The organism is Microbispora sp. NPDC088329 (assembly GCF_040685655.1).
Taxonomy (GTDB): Bacteria; Actinomycetota; Actinomycetes; order Streptosporangiales; family Streptosporangiaceae; genus Microbispora.
Map to the genome: position 1 here is coordinate 74,514 of NZ_JBFBIP010000018.1, position 19,170 is coordinate 93,683.

At 69.3% G+C, this 19,170-nt stretch carries 13 protein-coding genes, 1 tRNA gene and 2 pseudogenes; 6 read left to right on the plus strand and 10 right to left on the minus strand.

What is annotated here, in order from left to right:
* Positions 1 to 387: 387 nt before the first annotated feature.
* On the minus strand, positions 388 to 585 hold the full coding sequence (locus AB0O28_RS28605) for an HAD hydrolase-like protein (protein WP_363645444.1): 198 nt from the start codon (positions 583 to 585) through the stop codon (positions 388 to 390).
* Between AB0O28_RS28605 and AB0O28_RS28610 the strand changes: the two are divergent.
* Positions 530 to 1,000: pseudogene (locus AB0O28_RS28610) on the plus strand (type ISP restriction/modification enzyme); the annotation flags it as partial. The gene AB0O28_RS28605 and the pseudogene AB0O28_RS28610 overlap by 56 nt on opposite strands.
* 82 nt (positions 1,001 to 1,082) lie before the next feature.
* A complete protein-coding gene (locus AB0O28_RS28615) occupies positions 1,083 to 2,120 on the plus strand; it encodes a site-specific integrase (protein ID WP_363645446.1) in 1,038 nt (345 codons plus the stop codon).
* Between the two features lie 309 nt (positions 2,121 to 2,429).
* On the opposite strand, the gene AB0O28_RS28620 is transcribed toward AB0O28_RS28615, so the two are convergent.
* Entirely contained in the window at positions 2,430 to 3,050 is a 621-nt protein-coding gene (locus tag AB0O28_RS28620; RefSeq protein ID WP_346230975.1) for an AraC family transcriptional regulator, read from the minus strand.
* 436 nt (positions 3,051 to 3,486) lie between these two features.
* Between AB0O28_RS28620 and AB0O28_RS28625 the strand changes: the two genes are divergently transcribed.
* Positions 3,487 to 4,518 (plus strand): chlorophyllase, encoded by a 1,032-nt coding sequence (locus tag AB0O28_RS28625; protein ID WP_363645448.1) that lies wholly within the window; start codon positions 3,487 to 3,489, stop codon positions 4,516 to 4,518.
* Positions 4,519 to 4,615: 97 nt separating this feature from the next.
* Positions 4,616 to 5,137: a hypothetical protein gene (locus AB0O28_RS28630; RefSeq protein ID WP_355047073.1), complete on the plus strand. Its 522-nt coding sequence runs from the start codon at positions 4,616 to 4,618 to the stop codon at positions 5,135 to 5,137.
* Positions 5,138 to 5,200: 63 nt separating this feature from the next.
* On the opposite strand, the pseudogene AB0O28_RS28635 reads toward AB0O28_RS28630, so the two are convergent.
* A pseudogene (locus AB0O28_RS28635) lies at positions 5,201 to 6,513 on the minus strand (IS256 family transposase).
* A gap of 421 nt (positions 6,514 to 6,934) precedes the next feature.
* A tRNA-Thr gene (locus AB0O28_RS28640) sits at positions 6,935 to 7,011 on the minus strand.
* Positions 7,012 to 7,436: 425 nt separating this feature from the next.
* On the opposite strand from AB0O28_RS28640, the gene AB0O28_RS28645 reads away from it, so the two are divergent.
* Positions 7,437 to 8,966 carry an alpha/beta hydrolase gene (locus AB0O28_RS28645; protein WP_363645450.1) on the plus strand — a complete coding sequence of 510 codons (1,530 nt, stop codon included), beginning with the start codon at positions 7,437 to 7,439 and terminating at the stop codon, positions 8,964 to 8,966.
* Between the two features lie 14 nt (positions 8,967 to 8,980).
* On the opposite strand, the gene AB0O28_RS28650 is transcribed toward AB0O28_RS28645, so the two are convergent.
* A complete protein-coding gene (locus tag AB0O28_RS28650; RefSeq protein WP_363645452.1) occupies positions 8,981 to 9,925 on the minus strand; it encodes a Gfo/Idh/MocA family oxidoreductase in 945 nt (314 codons plus the stop codon).
* 603 nt (positions 9,926 to 10,528) lie between these two features.
* On the opposite strand from AB0O28_RS28650, the gene AB0O28_RS28655 reads away from it, so the two are divergent.
* Complete coding sequence (locus tag AB0O28_RS28655) at positions 10,529 to 12,277, plus strand: family 43 glycosylhydrolase (RefSeq protein WP_363645454.1); 1,749 nt, start codon at positions 10,529 to 10,531, stop codon at positions 12,275 to 12,277.
* Positions 12,278 to 12,455: 178 nt separating this feature from the next.
* On the opposite strand, the gene AB0O28_RS28660 is transcribed toward AB0O28_RS28655, so the two are convergent.
* The 5 genes from AB0O28_RS28660 to AB0O28_RS28680 form a co-directional block, all read right to left on the minus strand.
* Positions 12,456 to 14,639, minus strand: coding sequence for a helicase-associated domain-containing protein (locus AB0O28_RS28660; RefSeq protein ID WP_363645456.1), 2,184 nt, complete (start codon positions 14,637 to 14,639; stop codon positions 12,456 to 12,458).
* Positions 14,640 to 14,795: 156 nt separating this feature from the next.
* On the minus strand, positions 14,796 to 15,647 hold the full coding sequence (gene ricT, locus AB0O28_RS28665; protein WP_363645618.1) for a regulatory iron-sulfur-containing complex subunit RicT: 852 nt from the start codon (positions 15,645 to 15,647) through the stop codon (positions 14,796 to 14,798).
* A gap of 147 nt (positions 15,648 to 15,794) precedes the next feature.
* Positions 15,795 to 17,399, minus strand: coding sequence for a hypothetical protein (locus tag AB0O28_RS28670; RefSeq protein ID WP_363645458.1), 1,605 nt, complete (start codon positions 17,397 to 17,399; stop codon positions 15,795 to 15,797).
* Positions 17,396 to 17,908, minus strand: coding sequence for a SigE family RNA polymerase sigma factor (locus AB0O28_RS28675; protein ID WP_363645460.1), 513 nt, complete (start codon positions 17,906 to 17,908; stop codon positions 17,396 to 17,398). The genes AB0O28_RS28670 and AB0O28_RS28675 overlap by 4 nt, the downstream gene beginning before the upstream one ends.
* 85 nt (positions 17,909 to 17,993) lie before the next feature.
* Positions 17,994 to 19,166 carry a DNA polymerase III subunit delta' gene (locus tag AB0O28_RS28680; RefSeq protein WP_363645462.1) on the minus strand — a complete coding sequence of 391 codons (1,173 nt, stop codon included), beginning with the start codon at positions 19,164 to 19,166 and terminating at the stop codon, positions 17,994 to 17,996.
* Between the last annotated feature and the right edge of the window lie 4 nt (positions 19,167 to 19,170).

The following is a 19,170-nucleotide window of genomic DNA, read 5'->3' on the forward strand; positions in this document are numbered from 1 at the left end:
CCCGGGAGGGCCTCTGAGGTGGAGCCGCCTAAGGGAATCGAACCCTTGTCCCCTTCATTACGAGTGAGAGGCAGTGTCTAGGTCGGCGGGCTCGCGCCCTGATCGGGCGGTAGGTGCGGGCCGGTGGGGTGTGAGTGCGTAAGGCGGTGTTGCTGTACGGCGCTGCTGTACAGCACTCCCCGTGAACTGCGGTGCCGTCCTCTGGTCAGCGCTCGCGATGCAGAGCCCAACTCCCCCGGACCCTGCTGAGGTCAGCGGTGCTGGGGCGGTTGTCGGCGCGCGGTCAGGGTGGCCGACGTTGTCGTCAGATCAGCCGTGGCGCTGAAGAATATCGATGGCTTGCAGTACGTCGGTAACCACATGGTCGGCCTGGTGGTCGACTCCGGGTCAGGTGCCTCGGTTAATCCAGATCGTTCGAAGGCCCACGGCGCGTCCGCCGGCTATGTCAGCGGTTGGGTTGTCACCGATCATCCATCCACCCTCGGCGAGAGTCGCGCCGCAACGCTCAGCCGCGATGGCTTCCACAAGTATGGTGGCCGTTCGCAGCTTCGATCGCCAACACATCCTGCTTGACTCGCGAGTCATCGACTACCCACGGATGGCACTTTGGCAGGGCTTAGGAGAGGCTCAGATCTTTACAACTGAGCAGCACGCCCATCCGATCGAGAATGGTCCCGCACTGACGTTCACTTCCCTTGTTCCAAATGTCCATCACTCTAATGGTCGAGGCGGGCGAGTATTGCCACTCTTCCGGGACAATTCTGCGCTGCCCGCCCCCAACCTCGCTCCCGGCCTCGTCCGCCTGCTGTCTCACCACTTCTGCCTTCCCGTCGCGGCTCCGGATGTGCTCACCTACATCGCCGCGGTGACCGCGCACGGCGGATATACCGCGCGCTTCGCCGAGGACCTGCGGACTCCCGGGGTGCGGGTGCCGCTCACGGCTGACCCCGAACTGTGGGCGCAGGCCGTACGACTCGGCCAGCGGGTGATCTGGCTTCATACCTACGGCGAACGCTTCGCCGATCCTGCCGAGGGCCGCCCCGCCGGCCCGCCCAAGCCAAACCCGGCCCAGCGCGCCTACAGTGGCGGCGTACCTCAATCGCTGGCTCGCCGAGGTCGTCAAGCCCAACCGCGCACCGACGACCTACGCGGGTTACGAGGCGCTCGTCCGTCTCTACATGATTCCCGGGCTCGGCAAGAAGCGGCTCGACAAGCTGACCGTGCACGAGGTGCAGACCTGGTTGAGCACGCTTCCGATGCTCTGCACCTGCTGCGATCAGCAGAAGGATCTCAAGCGCCCGGAAGCCAAACGGTGCTGTTCCAAGGGCAAGTGCTGCAAGAGCTACCCGTCTCGGGGCACCATCGCCAGTATTCGCCGGGTCCTGCGATCCGCCATCGGTCAGGCCGTCCGCGAAGAACTGCTCGCCAAAAACGTAGTGGCGCTGACCACGCTGCCTAGCGCGAACAAGAGCAGCAAGAAGCGGAAGCATGACACGTGGAGCGTCGACGAGGCGCGCCGGTTCCTCGAACACCTTCGGGCCGTGGAAGAGCCGCTCTACGCCGCCTTCGTGCTCACGCTGGTGCTCGGTCTCAGACGGGGAGAGGTCCTCGGTTTGACCTGGGACTGTGTCGACCTGGCCGGCCAAGAGCTATGGGTCTCTCATCAGCTCAACCGCGTGCGAGGCGAGCTTCTCCACCGGGACACCACCAAGACGGAAGGCTCGGCTGCCTCGCTTCCGCTCCCCGGGCTGTGCGTGACCGCACTCAAGCACCGTCGCCGTGTCCAGGACGACGCGCAGAAGGAAGTGGGAGAGCGCTGGAAGGACTCGGACCTCGTCTTCACCACGAGGTACGGCACGCCGATCGAACCGCGGAACTTCAACCGCTCGTTCGAGATGCGCTGCCGGAACGCCGAAGTCCCGCGCATCCGCGTGCACGACACCCGGCACACTTGCGCCTCACTCCTGGCTGCGCTCGACGTTCACCCACGCGTCGCAATGCGCGTCCTCCGGCACTCGCAGATCTCGGTGACGATGGACGTCTACACGCAGGTCCCAACCCCGGAGACGCGTAAGGCTCTCGACCGGCTGAACAAGAGTCTCGGCCGAGAGCTACCTTGACGCGATTTAGCAGGCTCACCGACTACAACACACTGCTGGGCCCTCCATCAATGGGAGGGCCCAGCACACGATTCGCCCTGGACGGCACCGACCATGCCAGTCACAAGGAGCAGGGCAGCATGATCCGCCACTACATCATCTGGCGCAACCGCCATGCCGACGACCGGCGTCTACGCGCCGTCGTCGACAGGGCGAACGTTGCCTGCTACGGCACTAGATAGACCACTCCAGCGGAGGTGAGTCGGCCCACCGGTCAGCGCTTTCCCATGGGGGCCGGCAAGGTGGCAGTCGAGCCAAGACATCGCAGGTCTACCGCACGGTCCTGGCATAGCCACCTGCGCTCATGCCGAACCGCCGCCGAAAGTGCCGGTTGAGCTGGCTCTGGTCGCAGTAACCGAGCTCGGCGGCGGTCTCTGCCACGGGTCGTCCCGCTGCCAGCATGGACTTGGCGCCGGCCAAGCGCAACAGGGTCCGGTAATGGTGCGGTGGAACCCCGTAAGCCTGCCGGAAACTCCTGATCAAATGGCGTTTGCTGCAACCGGCGACTGCCGCGAGGTCGTCGAGCTTGATGTTGGAGTTCAGTTGGCTGTGGAGCATCTCCCGTACTTGACGAAGCGCTCGAGGACGCAGTGTCGGACTCGCTGCGCCGGGAGCATCCGCATGCCTGGTGAGCAGGACGTTCAGCAAGCGGATCAGCGACGACTCGAGATCCAACTCGTCCTCGCCGTGCGCCAAATCCCTGTGCAGCGCAGCGATGCCGTCGAAGAGGCCGCGGTCTGAATAGGTCACCTCGTGAAAGCGCGGCCGGCCTGTGCCGACCGGCATGAGATCGGCGTCGAGGAACATCAGTTGCACAATGGCCTGGCCGTCAGCGGCGGCTTTGTCCTGTTCGAGGCAGCTCACGACCTCATGGGGCTCGATCACCGTCACCGCGCCAGGAACAGGGGGGCTCTGGGTTCGCCCGAGGTACTGAAAAGGGGGTGCGGAGCCACCATGCGTGATCTTGACGGTGTACCCGCCGTTCACAGCGGTCGGGAAGTCACCATCGGCAGCGCGCACAACCAGGCTCTCGACTCCGAACCGTGCTCTTCTGCGACGCCCATCGGTTGCGGACTCAGCCATGTCACTTTCGCCCTAGTTCGGGTTGTCCGATTGATCTTACAGTTCCCGGTAGACAAGTGCACCCGTCGGGCTAGGGAGGCATGACAGTCGATGGTCGAGCCAGTCGTCCTCCCCCTGCCGCAAGACCGCGGGACGAACACCTGACGAGATTTGTGCACCGCCGCGGAGATCGCCGTCCACACCGACCCAGGTGTCGGGCGGCCGTCCCTGGCCCATCAGGCTCGCGGCCACGACCGCCGATTCCATGCCTACCGCCAGTTACGACACGCGCTATGTCGACACCGATCTCGAAAGGGCTCCGATGAGCAAGCCGTACAGCGACGCCGCCAACATCCCGGTCAACGCGTCGCAACCCGTCCTCACCTACCACCCGGTCACCCTCGACGTTCCCGGCCGGCCCGTGCCGCTGGAGGTCAAGGTGTCGATCCCCGCGACCGGCACCGACCTGCCGCTCATCCTCCTGTCCCACGGGCACGGGCTGGCGAACTTCCTGTCCTCCTACAACGGCTACGGGCCGCTGGCGAACTTCTTCGCCGCCCACGGGTTCGCGGTCATCCAGCCGACCCACCTGGACTCGACGGCCCTCGGTCTGCGCGACACCGACCTCAAGGACGCGCCCCTGTTCTGGCGTGACCGCGCCACCGACATGCACAACATCCTCGACCGCCTCGACGACATCGAGGCCGCCGTCCCTGGTCTTGCCGAACGGCGGATCGACAGGGACCGTGTCGGTGCCGTAGGGCACTCTCTGGGCGGCAACACCGTCTCCCTCCTCCTCGGAGCCCAGATGCTGGACCCGGACGACGACCGGCCGAAGGACCTCTCCGACTCCCGTGTCAAGGCGGGAGTGCTCATTGGAGCTCCGGGCATCGGCAACGACGAACACTTCGCCGAGTGGGCCAAGACGAACTACCCGGTGCTGTATTACACCGACTTCAAGCAGATGACAGGCACCGGCCTGATCATCGTGGGCGATCAGGACCTCAACCCCAACTTCTCCAATCGGCTCAGCTACCGTGCTGACGCTTACTCGGCCAGCCCCGGCGGCAACAAAACCATGGTGACCATGTACGGCGCTGGTCACATCTTCGGTGGCATATCCGGATATGACGCGGCGGAGACGAACGACGAAAATCCCGAGCGCGTGGCGACTCTGCGGGCTCTCGTGTGGGCCTACTTGCGCAGCCAGCTCTACTCGGCCGACCCGTCCTGGAAGAACGCGGTGAACGCCCTGGAGAACGGTGAAGACCCGATGGCCCAGGTTGAAACGAGGTAGTTCCGCGCGGTGGGCGGCGGCGCGACGGCCGCCGCCCACCGCACTTCATCGCACCGAGACCTTCCACCCCAGCACGGATCGCCCAGGAGCAACCGCCATGTGGACCACGTTCGCCGCAACCGTCGGCGGAAGCGCCGCCGGCCTCACCGGCCTCACCTTCATCGTTGTCGCCTTCCGCTTCGACGTCGTCGCCACCTCCAAGGAATACCGCAACCGCGCCGCGCAAACCGTCTCCCTGTTCCTGACAACCACAGTCACCGCATCGCTGGTCACCCTGCCGCAGCCGACCTGGGCACTCGGGGTCGAACTGTTGGTCGCCGCAGCGGCAAGCGCAAGTCTGCTCTCGGTGCTCGACCACGCAGCCCGCCGCGGCACGTCCCAGCATGCGCGGCCCATCCTCGTCGTCGCGCTCGTCGTGTTCGCGGCAGGTATCGCCGCCGCCGGACTGTTCGCCACCGTCGGCTCCACCAACGGAATGGGCTTCTACGCCGCGAGTTCGCTGCTCGGCCTGATGTGGGGCGTCTACGGGACGTGGGTCTTCCTCACCCAGGCGGGCACAGATCAGATCAACACGGTAGCAAACGTGCATGACCAGCCCGGCACCGTGCCGGCCGCCTGACCGGCCCCACACAGTGAGGCGATGGGGTGTGTCCAGTTAACGGTGTAACTCGATCTTCATTGGTTATCGGGAAGTCGGGGTCAGACGGCCTTCGAAGGTGATGGCGAAGGCGTTCAGCGCGGCCTTCCACCGTGTGATCCAGCGCTTGCGGCCATTGCCGGTCGGGTCCAGGCTCATGATCGCCATGTAGACGCACTTGAGCGCGGCCTGCTCGTTCGGGAAGTGACCAAGGGCCTTGACCGCCCGCCGGATCCTGGCGTTGACCGACTCGATCGCGTTGGTCGAGCAGATCACCCGGCGGATCTCGGCATCGAAGGACAGAAAGGGCACGAACTCGGCCCAGGCGTTCTCCCACAGCTTGACGATCGCCGGATACCGGCCGCCCCACACCTCGGCGAACTCGTAGAACCGTTCCAGAAACCGTTCCAGCGCGGCGGCCTCGGTCGGCGCCGTGTAGACCGGCCGCAGCGCCTTAGCGATGGCGTCCCAGTGCTGGCGGGCGGCGTACCGGAACGACGCGCGCAGCAGGTGCACCACGCACGTCTGCACGACGGCCTGGGGCCTGACGGCCTCGATCGCGTCCGGCAGGCCCTTGAGCCCGTCGCAGACCACCATCAGAGCATCGGCCACGCCCCGGTTCTTGATCTCGGTCAAAACGTGCAGCCAGAACGTGGCGCCTTCACCGCCGTCACCGGCCCACAGTCCCAGGACGTCGCGCTCGCCGTTGACGGTGACCGCCAGCGCCACGTAGATCGGCCGGTTGGCGACGTGCCCGTCGCGGATCTTCACGTGGATCGCGTCGATGAAGATGACCGGGTAGACCGGATCCAGCGGCCGGTTCTGCCACTCGGTCATGCCCTCGATGACCTTGTCGGTGATGGTGGAGATGGTCTGCTTGGAGACCTCGGCGCCGTAGACCTCGGCCAGGTGCGCGGAATCTCCCCGGTGGTCAGGCCCTTGGCCGCCAGCGAGATGACCATCTCGTCGACGCCGGACAGCCGCCGCTGTCGCTTGCGTACGATCTTCGGCTCGAAGCTGCCGTCGCGGTCGCGCGGCACGGTGATCTCGACCGGTCCCACGTCGGTGAGGACGGTCTTGGCGCGAGTGCCGTTGCGGGAGTTTCCCGCTTCGCCGGCGGCTCGCTCGTGCTTGTCGTAGCCGAGGTGGTCGGTGATCTCACCTTCCAGCGCCGACTCCATGACCAGCTTGGTCAGTCGACCCAGCAGCCCGTTCTCACCGACCAGGTCCAGTCCTTCGGCGCGGGCCTAGTCGATCAGACGGCCGACGAGCTCGCGATCCGATGCTCCGGGCTCCTTGGGCGCCACCGCGGTGTCATCCAGGTCGATCTCCGTCGATGCCTGGATCACAGTACTCATCAGGGGTGTTCTCCTTGATCAGGAGTTACACCGAAAACCGTACAGTCCCCATCGAGGCCCAGTTCACCGCCCTGCGCTACTTCGCACTGGACGGGACGGACCACGCCCCATAAGGAGCAGAGCAGCATAATCCGCCGCCACATCATCTGGCGGAACAAGCACGCCGCCGACGAACGCCTACGCGAGGTGGTCGACAGGGCAAACGTTGCCTGATGCGGCACTAGGTGGCCGGTAAGCGAGACGACTCTCTGGCAGCCAGTCGCGCGGCCTAACGCGACTGTCCCATAGCACTGCTCGGGGCAGGGGGTTGCAGGCATGCCTACTCAGAAGCTCGGCGAGGACCCCCGGTTCCTCGTTGCTGTATGCGTTGCTGTACGGAGACCAAAAAGGCCCTCCCGGTAGTCCGGGAGAGCCTCTGAGCTGGAGCCGCCTAAGGGAATCGAACCCTTGACCCCTTCATTACGAGTGAAGTGCTCTGGCCGACTGAGCTAAGGCGGCACGCCGCGAACGGCTTCGCACAGTCTACAGGGTCGTCACAGTTCTCGCGCACCCGTCGCCACCCGGGAGCGTCGCGCCCTCGGAGCGCGTCCGGGAGACCGGCACAATCACGAAGATCGGTAAAACTTCTCCAGCCGCCCGATGAGCCTCTCTTTGCCCTATGACCAGCGGAAACAGGGCGTACCAGGCACATCTGTCACAGGAAAAATCCCGTGTCCCGCATGACGGCGCCGACGAGCCGCCAGACATTTGGCCTCATCCTTCGCCACCCTGGCCGGCAGGTCTCCGCCCGCCCCCGGCAGGCGGCATGCTGGTCTTCGTCACGCAGGCCGACGGCAGGGGAAACGACGGGTATGCGATCGGGTGGGCAGAAAGCGAAGGTCACGCCGCCTCGTACTCAGTACGGCGGCAGTTCGAGCCGGCGAATGGCGGTCGCGGCGTTGGCCGCGCTGCTGCCGTTCACGGCGTGCTCCAGCCACACGCCGGCCGCCACGGAGCAGCCGAGCACGGGGGCGAAGTCACAGCCGGCCGTCGAGGCCCCCACGGCCGAACTGCGCCCGTTCTACGCCCAGCGGCCCGCCTGGCGGGGCTGCGGCGACGGCTTCCAGTGCGCCAGAATCCAGGTCCCCCTCGACTACCAGAAGCCCTCCGGCGAGCGCATCGAGCTCGGCGTGATCCGCCTGCCGGCCACCGGCAAGCGCGCCGGTTCCCTGCTCATCAACCCCGGCGGGCCGGGGGGTTCGGGCATCCAGTACGCCCGGGCGGCCCGGTCCGTGGTCAGCGACAAGGTGCGCGCGCAGTACGACATCGTGGGCTTCGACCCGCGCGGCGTGGGCGAGTCGACCCCCGTCACGTGCATGACGGCCTCCCAGCTCGACGCGTACATCGGGACGGACACGAGCCCGGACACGCCGGAGGAGGTCACGACACTCGACAAGGTGTCCAAGCAGTTCGCCGACAGCTGCGGGGCCAAGTCGGCCCGTCTGCTCCCCCACGTCGGCACGGCCGACGCGGCCAGGGACATGGACGTCCTGCGCGGCGTCCTCGGCGATCCCGGGCTCACCTACCTCGGCAAGTCGTACGGCACCTACCTCGGCGCGATGTACGCCGATCTGTTCCCCACGCGCGTGCGGGCACTCGTGCTCGACGGCGCGGTGGACCCGGCCGTGCCGTCGCTGAAGTCCAACGAGGTGCAGGCGAAGGGCTTCGAAGTGGCGCTGAAGGCCTTCGTCGAGGACTGCTTCCTCAACGGCTCCTGCCCCTTCAAGAGCCGTACGGTGGACGGCGCGATGCGGGAGATCAGCGACCTGTTGACGAAGGCCGACCGGCAGCCGCTGAAGAACGACCTCGGCGACGGCCGCGTGGTCAACGAGGCGTGGACGGTGATCGGCATCGCCACCCCGTTGTACGAGCGCGCGGCCTGGCCCCGGCTGCGTGAGGCCCTGGGCAAGGCGATCGACCAGGGCGACGGGACGGACCTGCTCCGGATGGCCGACCTGCTGGTCGACCGGCGGTCCGACGGCTCGTACTCGAACCAGACCGAGGCGAACATGGCCGTCAACTGCGTGGACCACCCGTTCCCCAAGGCGCTGGGCGCATACCGGCGGGCCGCGGGCGAGGCCGCCAAGGCGGCGCCGCACTTCGGGTCGTTCGTGATGTGGGGCTCGCTGCCCTGTGCTTACTGGCCCGCGAAGTCCGTCGGCACCGACAAGCCGCTCAAGGCCGCCGGCGCGCCGCCGATCCTCGTCGTCGGCACCCTGCGCGACCCCGCGACGCCGTACGAGTGGGCTCAGGGGCTCGCCAAGGAGCTGACCTCGGGCGTGCTCCTGGGGTACGACGGCGACGGGCACACGGCCTACCGCAGCGGCTCCTCCTGCGTGGACAACGCGGTCGACGACTACCTGCTCGCGCTGCGCGCTCCCAAGAACGGCACCATCTGCCCGAAGACGGGCTGAAAGGACCGCGCCCTTCAGGGCCTCGAATGGTGTAGCTCGGTGATCGTCACAGTCGTGTCGAAGCCGAGCACGGGATCGGGCGCGCCGGACAGCAGGCTCTCGTACAACGGCCTGTGGCGCGCCGTCTTCCTGGGCGTGCGGCCGTCGTGGCCGTACGCCGCGAGCAGGGTTCCCGTCCGTGCGGCGAAGCCGGTGTTGGCGGTGTGGTCGACGACCACCTCCACATCGGTCTCGCCGAGGGTGAAGGTCGTCCCCTTGCTGCTCTCGCCCGTGAGCCAGCTCGATCGGAGCGAGGCCAGACCGATCCTGCCGCGGGAGCGGTACTCACAGGTGGCCCAGGCGCTCGCGCCGCCGTCCATCTCGCTGAGCGAGGTCAGCGCCACCGGCTCGACGAAGCGGGCGAGCATGCTGAGCTGGTTCACCCCCGAGTCCATCCAGCTCGACACGTATGACGCGAACGCCTGCTCGCCCCGCAGGACGTACGGGTCGTAGAAGGCCGAGGTGACCCGGGTGATCGGACCCCACTCGGGATGTGCCGCGATCTGCTCGGCCGCCCAGCGGACCTCGGGCGCGAACGCGAAGTGGTGCGCGGTGAACACCCGGCCGCGGACATCGACCTCGCCGTCCAGCGCACGGAGCCGGGTGAGCGCGGCGAGGTCGTGTACGAGCGGCTTCTCGACCAGCACTCTCGCGGAGGACGCGGTCAGCGCCTGTGCCGCCAGCTCCTCATGGGTCTGCGTCGGAGTGGCGATCACGATCAGGTCCGCCCGGTGCGCGTCCAACGCCTCCGCGAGGTCGCGGTAGTGCGGGGGCGTGGTGCCGCGGAACGCGGGCGGCTCCGTGACCTTGGGATCGACGGCGAACTCCAAGGCGACCTCGGGTCGCTGTTCGAGCACCGCGAAATGGCTGCGGGAGGTGATCCCCAGCCCGACGAACCCAACCCTGATCCGATCGTCCATGAAGGGCGTCCTCCTCGCGCTCCAACGCGTCCCCAACCGTACAGGGGAGTACAGAGCTGTCCTCAACTCCTTTTTCGGGCATCGTCGAGCCGGGCACGGGCAACCGCGGCTTCTTCTACGTGTCGGCGCCGCCGCCTGGCGTCACGAGCGTGACCTTCGACGCCCCTTCGGTCGGTTCGACCACGTGCCCGTACGTTAACTCCCGCCAGTGGTGAAATTTTCATTTCCCGGCAAGGATCGGCGGCCTCCTCGGCGGGGCCGCGGGCGCAGTTCAGCACAGGTGACCGGTGGTGACCGCCGAACGGGAGCAGGCCCGACACCTTGACCCTTTTCCGCTGATGAGGTTGGCTCCGCCGCATGGCAGGGTCCCTCATCCGGTAATTGTTAGCGCTCACATTAACTTTCGAGTTGTCAGCGCTCACGTCACGCGCTCACGTCACGCGCGCAGGTCACACGCTCACGTCGCAGCGCGAGGAACGCGAACGGTTGGAGCCCTGCCCACGGTCAGGACGCGCACCACCAGCGTTTCAGGAGGCGCATGTGAGATACACGCTTTCACTGTCCAGGCGCACAGTCGCCTGGATCGTGGGCCTGCTTTGTGTCATGGCGTTGCTCCCGGCCACCGCGGCCAGGGCGGACAATCCGATAATCCAGACCATCTACACCGCGGACCCCGCCCCGCTCGTCTACAACGGCCGGGTCTACCTCTACACGGGGCACGACGAAGACGGCTCGACGTACTTCACGATGAAGGACTGGCGGGTCTGGTCGTCGGCCGACATGGTGAACTGGACCGACCACGGCTCCCCGTTGAGCGTCTCCAGCTTCAGCTGGGCGAAATCCGACGCGTGGGCGGGCCAGGCCGTCTACCGGAACGGCAAGTTCTACTGGTACGTGCCCACCACCAACCGGTCGACCGGCAGGATGGCCATCGGCGTGGCCGTCTCCGACAGCCCCACCGGTCCCTTCAAGGACGCCATCGGGCGTCCGCTGGTCGAGAACGGCGAGATCGACCCCACCGTCTACGTCGACGACAACGGGCAGGCCTATCTCTACTGGGGCAACCCGAACCTGTGGTACGTCAAGCTGAACGCCGACATGATCTCCTACTCCGGCAGCCCGACCAAGGTCAACCTCACCACCGCCGGGTTCGGCACCCGCACCGGGGACGCCAAGCGACCGACCCTGTTCGAAGAGGGCCCCTGGTTCTACAAGCGGGGCAGCCTGTACTACATGGTGTTCGCGGCCAAGTGCTGCTCGGAGTTCATCGCGTACTCGACCTCCTCCAGCCCGACCGGGCCGTGGACCTACCGGGGAACGATCATGCCCACGCAGGGCGGCAGCTTCACCAACCACCCGGGGATCATCGACTTCGCCGGCGGGTCGTACTTCTTCTACCACAACGGCGCGTTGCCGGGCGGTGGCGGTTACACCCGTTCGGTCGCCGTGGAGAAGTTCACCTACAACGCCGACGGCACGATCCCGACGATCACCATGACCTCGACGGGGGCGCCCCAGATCGGCACCTTGAACCCCTACGTCCGGCAGGAGGCCGAGACCATCGCCTGGGAGTCGGGCGTCGAGACCGAGCCGTCCAGCGAGGGCGGCATGAACGTCGGCTTCATCGAGAACGGCGACTACATCAAGGTCAAGGGCGTCGGCTTCGGCACCGGCGCGAAGACCTTCACCGCGAGGGTCGCCTCGGGATCCAGCGGCGGAAAGATCGAGGTGCGCCGGGACGGCGCCACCGGCACGCTCATGGGGACGTGCGACGTCCCGGGCACCGGCGGCTGGCAGACCTGGACGACCGTCTCCTGCCCGGTGACCGGCGCGACCGGCACCCACGACCTGTACCTCAGGTTCACCGGCGGCAGCGGCTACCTGTTGAACATGAACTGGTGGCAGTTCGACGGGGGGACGACGACCTCGCCCTCGCCGACGCCGCCGACCTCGCCGACGCCGCCGACCTCGCCGTCGCCCACGCCCCCCACTTCGCCGTCGCCCACGCCCCCGACCTCACCGTCCCCGACGCCCCCGGCTTCGCCGTCGCCGGGTGGCGGCGCCTGCAGCGCGAGCTACCGCACCACCAACTCGTGGGGCGGCGGCTACCAGGGCGAGGTCACGGTGACGGCCGGCGGCTCGCCGATCAACGGCTGGACCGTCAAATGGAACCTGAGCAGCGGCCAGACCATCACCCAGGTCTGGAACGGCACGCTGAGCACCACCGGCTCCACGGTGTCGGTGAGCAACGCCTCCTACAACGGCTCGCTGGGGGCCTCCGCCTCGACGACGTTCGGCTTCACCGCCGGCGGCTCGCCGTCGACGCCGACCCTCACCTGCACGAGTCCGTGACCCCGGCGGCGGAGTGCCGCTGACGGACGAGCGGCGAATCCACGAAGCCGAGCGAGCGCCGGTCGCCGCACGACGACGTGGGTTCGCCGCCACCGCCTGCCCGCGGAGACGGCCCGAGGACGCGTACGGCACGCACATTCCGCGGTTGAGACGGGGACGCCCGCCTCGGCAAATCCCGTCACACGCGCCGGCGAGCGGCTCGCTCGATGATCGTCGCGCCGGTCTCGGACTCCAGCGCCGGGGTGTAACCGGCGGTGCGCAGCCGGGTCAGGGTCTCCTCCTCGCCCGCCGCACTGATGAGCACAGTCGAGGCGATTTTGCGCAGGCCCAGCGCGCGCAGCGCCTGAGATCGGGCGAGTTCCTCCACGAGCGCTTCGTCGTCGCAACGGATGCAGCACCCGGAACGCACCACCCGAACCCGCCCGTGCGTACGGGCGGTGTCCTTGATCATGTACTTCAACGGCTGCGGCAGGGGCGCCTCGGCCACCTCTGCCAGCCGTTCCAGCAGTGCGCCGGCCTCATGCCCCCCGTCGAAGGCACGGCGTACGGTCGAAGCGGTGAAGCGCCAGACCACGGCGTGCCCCTCCGACTCGCGGTCGGCGACGCCGTCGAGCAACTCGGCGAGCTCGGGGCCGGGCATCCCACGGACCACGGCCGTGAGGTCGGTCTGGAAGAAGGCGGTGGCCCGCGCGGGCGGGAGCATGGCCGCCAGGGCGTCGGCCAGCGCGGGCTGCGGCGACGTCCACGCCTCACCGGTGAGCAGCAGATCGCGAGCGACACGGCCGACGCCGGTGAGGGCGCCCCCGGCGACCAGGCCGAGCATCTCGGCCTCACGCACGACGGCGCCGACCAGATCGTCGTCCGCTCCCGACTCGGCGAAGTGGTGCGGGCGGTGCCAGGCCGCCCGCTCCGTCACGTACGGCAGGCCGGCGGCGGAGACGCCCTTGCCGGCGGGCACCGCGGCGAGTGCCTCGAGCACGGCATACCTGATGCCGACCGCGTTCGGATCACTCGGTTCGGTGAGAGCGATGGGCGTCCCGGCCTCCTCCGGCCAGTGGGTGTAGACCGCCGGAGTGGTCGTCCAGGTGGCGACGATCCTGGTCAGCCGCTCCACGGGAGACCGCTTCAGCCAGTCGTCGTACTCCGTCGTGGGCAGCAGGCTCACGACCGGATCCGGCAGCTTGCCGCGATGGCCCTTGGGCCGCGGCACCGGCTCGGCGTGCAGGCCGAGCAGCCTGGCCTGCACGGACAGGTCGAGCCATAGCCGGGTGACGTCCTCGGGCGCACCGGCCGATTTGGCTGTCCGCCTGGTGTCGCGAACCGCGAGACCGCCGGACTTGCGCAGGACGGGAGGCTGCTCGGCGCACGCGGCGAGCACACGTTCGATCTGGGACAGCGCCGTGGTGGCCGCGGCCTGGGCGGAACCCTCGGCCCCGGCGGCCAAGGGTAGGCCGACCGGGGGCAGGCCGGCCTGGGGCCGCGGCGGCTCCGGCTCGAACGGGACGCGCAGCTCGCCGAGGGCGGCCACGGCGACCTCGATCGGCACCTCCGCCATGTCGTGCGGCCCGGCGGGCAGGAGGAGCCCGCGCGCGGCCAGCCAGTCGGTGTTCGGGTCGCCGGAACCGCCGGGGCGGAAGGCGTACTTCGGCGTGTGCTGGTAGAAGCCGCCACGAGCCTGATAGGCGTGGGTGAGCATCCGCGATCCGTGCCCGATGATGTCGAGCAGCCACTCCCGGGCGTCCGCCGGGGCCTCCGCGAGCAGGGCCCGCACGCGCTCGGGATCGGTGAGCAGGCCGAGCACGTTCCGCTCCGCGGCCTCCCGCGCTCTGGCCTTGGGGAACCCCAATGCCTCGGCGATCGCGTGCACCTCGGGAGCGTTGAAGTGGAGCCCGATGAGCTCGGCCGCCGGGCGGCCGAGCCCCGCCTCCTCGGCGAGGTGCGCGTGGACGCCGGTGGACACGATCACCTGGTCGCCGTGCGGAGGAAGCACCAACGCCAGGTCGGCGAGCGTGTCCAGAACGGCCGCGGCGTGCGCCCGCAGGGCGTCATCGCTCCCGGCCAGCAGGTCGAGCACGTCGGCACGGGGCACGGCTCTTGTGGCCGGGTCTCCGTCGTGCCAGAGGTTGAGCAGCGGGCCGTGCCGCCGCGCCGCCAGCCACGCGACGGCCGCCAGCGTCTGGTGCTGGGGAAGCGTGCAGAGCCGCGCCAGCGAAAGCGCCGCGCGCGGCTGAAGCAGCAGCCGGGCGAGGTCCTGCGGGGGTATGTCCTCGTCGGAGGCGAAGCCGACCCGGGCGAGGATCAGCCGCCGGTCCTCCGGCGACTTCGTCTTCAGCCACGTCGCCAGGCGTCGCCGGGTGCTCACCACCGCAGCGTATTACGCCGCATCCGGCGGCAGGACCGGTCGCCGGTCAGGGCCCCGATGCGCGCCGCCGACTGTGGCCTCGGGCTGCCGGACCCGCCGGTTCCCCGGCGAACGGCACGATCCGTGCCGCGCCGAGTCTCCCGGGCGGTGCCAGCCCTACCCCTCCGGATCGCTCACGGCCACCGTCTGCGTGTCGCCGTACATCGCGTCGTGCTGTTTCCGGGGGGCGCAGACGCTGGCCTTGGAGCAGGCGCAACGGCGGCCGCCCTCGTTCAGGCGGACGATGACCGAGTCGGACGGCACGTTGTGCCCCACCACCGTGCCCGGGCCCTGCGGGGTGTCCACCGCGAGGCCCGTGCGCGGCGCCGACGCCCGGAACTCCTGATAGAGCGGGTGCTCGTACTTCAGGCAGCACATCAGCCGGCCGCAGGCGCCCGCGATCCTCAGCGGGTTGACCGGAAGGTCCTGGTCCTTGGCCATCCGCACGGAGACCGGCTCGAAGTCCTTGAGGAACGTCGCGCAGCACAGGTCGCGTCCGCAGGGGCCGATGCCGCCCTGGAGCCGGGCCTCGTCACGCGGGCCGATCTGCCGCAGCTCGACGCGGGCCCGCAGATTGCGGGCCAGGTCGCGCACGAGCGCGCGGAAGTCGACCCGGTGGGGCGCGGAGAAGTACACGGTGTAGACGTTGTCGGCGTCCAGATAGTCGACGCCGACCACCTTCATCGGCAGCTCGTGCCGCTTGATCAGGCGCTTGGACACGCTGCGGGCCTCCGCCCTGCGGCGGCGGTTGGTCTCGTCGCGGGCCAGGTGCTCCTCGGCCGCGATGCCCTGGCAGACGGGCAGGCCCTCGACGTCCTCGCTCACGTACTGCGGCGCCCACACGCACTCGGCGACCTCGGGCCCGGAGTCGGTCGGCACGAGGACCTTGTCGCCCACCTTGGGAGAGTGGCCGCCCGGATCGAGGTAGTAAAGCCGTCCGTAGCGGGTGAAGCTCACGGCCATCATCATGCCCAAGCGTCGGCCCTCCTCGATCCCGTACGGCTAACACGTCCGAACCCACCATACGTGCCGTACGGCACCGGCAATCATCGCCTGTGGACAACCTCCGGCGGACCGGGAGACCCGGCCCGCCGGAGGACGCCGCCTGCGGGCCGCCTACCAGGCCGCCGGCCGCGCGACGCCGCCACCGTCCCTGAACAAGCCGCCACCGTCCTTGAAGGAGCCGCCACCGTCCCTGAACGAGCCGTCACCGTCCCTGAACAACGCGTGGTAGCCGGATTCCGTCACCTGTCCCGTCTCGTCCGGCCCGACCACCAGCACGAACCGCCCGGTGCCGTCCAGGTCGAGTTGCTCGAAGGGAGGCCGTCCGTCCTGACGGCGATAGAGGGTCCGCACGAACCGGCCGGTGCCGGCGTCGTACGCCACGACCCCGGCGACGGCTCCCGCAAGCGCTGTCCCATCCTGCGTCCGCGCCGGCTCGCCCCCCGCCAGCGCGGCCAGGACGCGTCCTCCGTCAGGGGTGAGGGCGATGTCGTAGACCCCGCCCATCGTCTGGACGAACGATTCCCCGAGGGTGATCGTCCGCACGTCGTCGAGGCTGCCGGGGCTGCCGCTGTCGAGCACCCACACCGTGCGGGAGGCCGAGCATTCCCAGGCATCCTCCGTCGCGCCGTGCGTCGTGCCCGTGGCCGGGCGCTCCGCCGCCCCACCCGGCAACACACACGTCCACCCCTCGGGCAGCGGCGGAGCCGAGGGCTCGGACGGCACCGCCCGTTCTCGCGGTATGGGCGCCGCCTCCGGAGCCTGCACGATCGGGAACGGTGTCCCCGGTTCGTGCGGCTTCACCCGAGGCTTCTTCCTGGCGGTGGCCTCCTCCCCCGGTGGTTCCACGGTCGCGGCGGGCCTGTCCGGCTTCGCCGTCACTCCCGAATCCCGCGGCGCCGGTTCCTCGAGCAGCGGCTCCCGTGACGCGGACGGCGCGGTGGTCGCCTCGTCCGGCTTGGCCTCCGGTGTGGCCTTCATCGAAACGACCCGGGCCATACCGGCCCGGCGGAACACGAGGGTGCGCCCGTCCTCACTCATCGAGACGTCCTGGACGGTCCATGGGCGTGCGGACGTCCAGGTGCGGCTGTCGCCGGTCGCCGTGTCCGTGACGACCAGGGAGGCGCCTGCCTCGCTCGGCGTACAGGAAGACAGCCCGTAGGCCAGCGTCGAGCCGTCCCCGTTCACCGCGAGCGAGGTGACGGCGGTGCCCTCCGGCGGCGTGAACGGGAGCGCGCCGATGGAGCCGACCTCTCCGCTGTCGCCGAGACGGAACCGGTAGAAGCGGGACCGGCACCCGCCTTGCTCGGTCACGGCGTAGAAGAGCCGGTTGTCCCGGGTGGCCTGCACCCGGGTGAACCGCTCGCCCTCCGGCCCCGGCACCGTGGCCGTCACGTGGCCGTCGGCGACGCTCCTGACCGCCATGTCCCCGGAGCGGATCTGCACGAGGAAGGACGGCTCGGCGGCGGGGCCCGCCGTCGAGCCGGCGGCCGTGTCCGTCGTCCCGCCGCCGTGGCGGGCGACGGCCGCCCCACCCGCGACCGCGACCGTCACCGCGGCCGCCGCCGCGACGGGAAGCAACCAGGCGTTCGCCCGCCTGGAAGCGGCAGGCGTACGGCGGGCCGCGGCGACGGCCGGGTTGAACGGCGGGACGGCCTCGACCGTCCCCCCCACCGCGTGGGCGGCGTCCTGCAACCGGCTGATGACGTCGTCGTTCATCGGGTCTCTCCCAGGAGGCGGCCGAGCGCGTCGAGCGCCCGGGAGGTGGTGGACTTGACGGTGCCCCGGCTGATCTTCATGACCCGGGCCGTCTCCTCTTCGGACAGCTCGGCGTAGTAACGCAGGACCAGGGCCTCCCGCTGGCGCCGGGGCAGGCGGTGGAGTGCCTCCATGACCTCCCGTCGCTCCGCGCCGAGGAGCGCGGCCGACTCGGCCGACCAGACGGGCGGGTCGTACGTGCCGGCGAACCAGGACGGCAGCCGCCGCCTGCGCAGCACGGAGCGGGCGTTGTTCAGCACCGCGGCGCGCACGTAGACGAGCGCCTTGTCCCGGTCACGCAGGCCGTCGAACCGCCGGTGCAGGCCGAGGAACGCCTCCTGCACCACGTCCTCGGCGCTCTCCCGGTCACCGACCATGATCAGGGCCAGCCGGGTGAGGCCGAGGGCGTGCTCGGCGTAGAGCCCGCTGATCGTGTCGTCGGCGCCCGCCGACAGGGGCGGGACGCTCACGGGCCCCCCGGATTGCTCATCGAGATCGAGCGTTTCGGCCTTCATGTACCAGAGACGCCGTACGCCCGCCGGGGTTGCTCGCCTCCTACGCGGGAGAGCGGAGAGCGAGCGTCATGGCCTCGACCGCGATCTGCGGGTTCACGTTGGCCGCCAGCCGCTCCCGGCACTTCATGATCGCGTCCGTACGGCGGAGCGTCTGCTCGGGCGTGGACGCCCGCGCCACGGCCTCCACCTCGTGCCTGCGGTCCTCGTTGGCCAGCTCGACCGGGGCGCCGAACTGCACGGCCAGCACGTCACGATAGAACGCCACCAGTTCGAGCAGCGCGAGGTCGAGGGAGTCGCGCTTGATGCGGGTCGCCCGCGACTTCTGCATGGTCTCGAGCTCCTTGAGCGCCCCCGCGCCGCCCCGCACGAGGCCCTTGTTGAGCCCCTTGCCGGACGAGCCCTCACCGTAGACCTTGCGCAGTTCGGCGGTCTCGGTCTCGTTGAGGGCGGTCGTGGCCGCGTCGGCGTCCTCGGTGGAGGTCTTCACCAGCCGCTCGGCGGCGGTGATGCACTCCGCCACGCCGGTCAGCGACCGGGGGATCGACAGCACGTCGTCGCGCCGGCGCCGCACCTCCTCGTCCAGCGCGAGCCGCCGGGCCCGGCCGATGTCTCCCTGGGCCGCCCGCGCGGCGTCCAGGGCCACGTCGTGGGGCACCCCGTCGCGGGTCACCAGCACGTTCGCGACCGCCTCGGTGGAGGGCGTGCCCAGCGTCACGACCCGGCAGCGCGAGCGGATCGTGATGATCATGTCGTCCGGGGAGGGCGCGCACAGCAGCCACACGGTCCGCGGCGGCGGCTCCTCGATGGCCTTGAGCAGCGCGTTGGCCGCCGCCTCCGTCACCCGGTCGGCGTCCTCGAACAGCACGATCCGCCAGCGGCCGAGGGTGGGCGCCCCCGCCGCCTTGAGCACGAGTTCGCGCGTCTGCCGCACGCTGTACGACAGACCCTCGGGCCGTACGAACGTGACGTCCGGGTGGGAGCCCACCTCGACCTGGTGGCAGTCGTCGCAGTGGCCACAGCCCTGGTCGCGGCACAGCAGCGAGGCCGCGAACGCCGTGGCGGCCGCGGACCGCAGGGCCGGCCCGGTGAACAGCCAGGCGTGGGTCATGCCCGCGCCGCGCCCTCCGGCGACGGCCTCCGCGGCGGCCGCCGCCGCCCGCCGCATCACGTCGATCGGCCGGTCCTGCCCGATCAGATCCCCGAAGACGGTCATGTGC

Coding starts and splice junctions, on each gene's coding strand:
- AB0O28_RS28680 (WP_363645462.1), bottom strand. CDS start 19,166: ATGACCGTCTTCGGGGATCTGATCGGGCAGGACCGGCCGATCGACGTG.
- AB0O28_RS28645 (WP_363645450.1), top strand. CDS start 7,437: ATGGCGGTCGCGGCGTTGGCCGCGCTGCTGCCGTTCACGGCGTGCTCC.
- ricT (WP_363645618.1), bottom strand. CDS start 15,647: ATGATGATGGCCGTGAGCTTCACCCGCTACGGACGGCTTTACTACCTC.
- AB0O28_RS28630 (WP_355047073.1), top strand. CDS start 4,616: ATGTGGACCACGTTCGCCGCAACCGTCGGCGGAAGCGCCGCCGGCCTC.
- AB0O28_RS28670 (WP_363645458.1), bottom strand. CDS start 17,399: ATGAACGACGACGTCATCAGCCGGTTGCAGGACGCCGCCCACGCGGTG.
- AB0O28_RS28650 (WP_363645452.1), bottom strand. CDS start 9,925: ATGGACGATCGGATCAGGGTTGGGTTCGTCGGGCTGGGGATCACCTCC.
- AB0O28_RS28605 (WP_363645444.1), bottom strand. CDS start 585: ATGACTCGCGAGTCAAGCAGGATGTGTTGGCGATCGAAGCTGCGAACG.
- AB0O28_RS28655 (WP_363645454.1), top strand. CDS start 10,529: ATGGCGTTGCTCCCGGCCACCGCGGCCAGGGCGGACAATCCGATAATC.
- AB0O28_RS28625 (WP_363645448.1), top strand. CDS start 3,487: ATGCCTACCGCCAGTTACGACACGCGCTATGTCGACACCGATCTCGAA.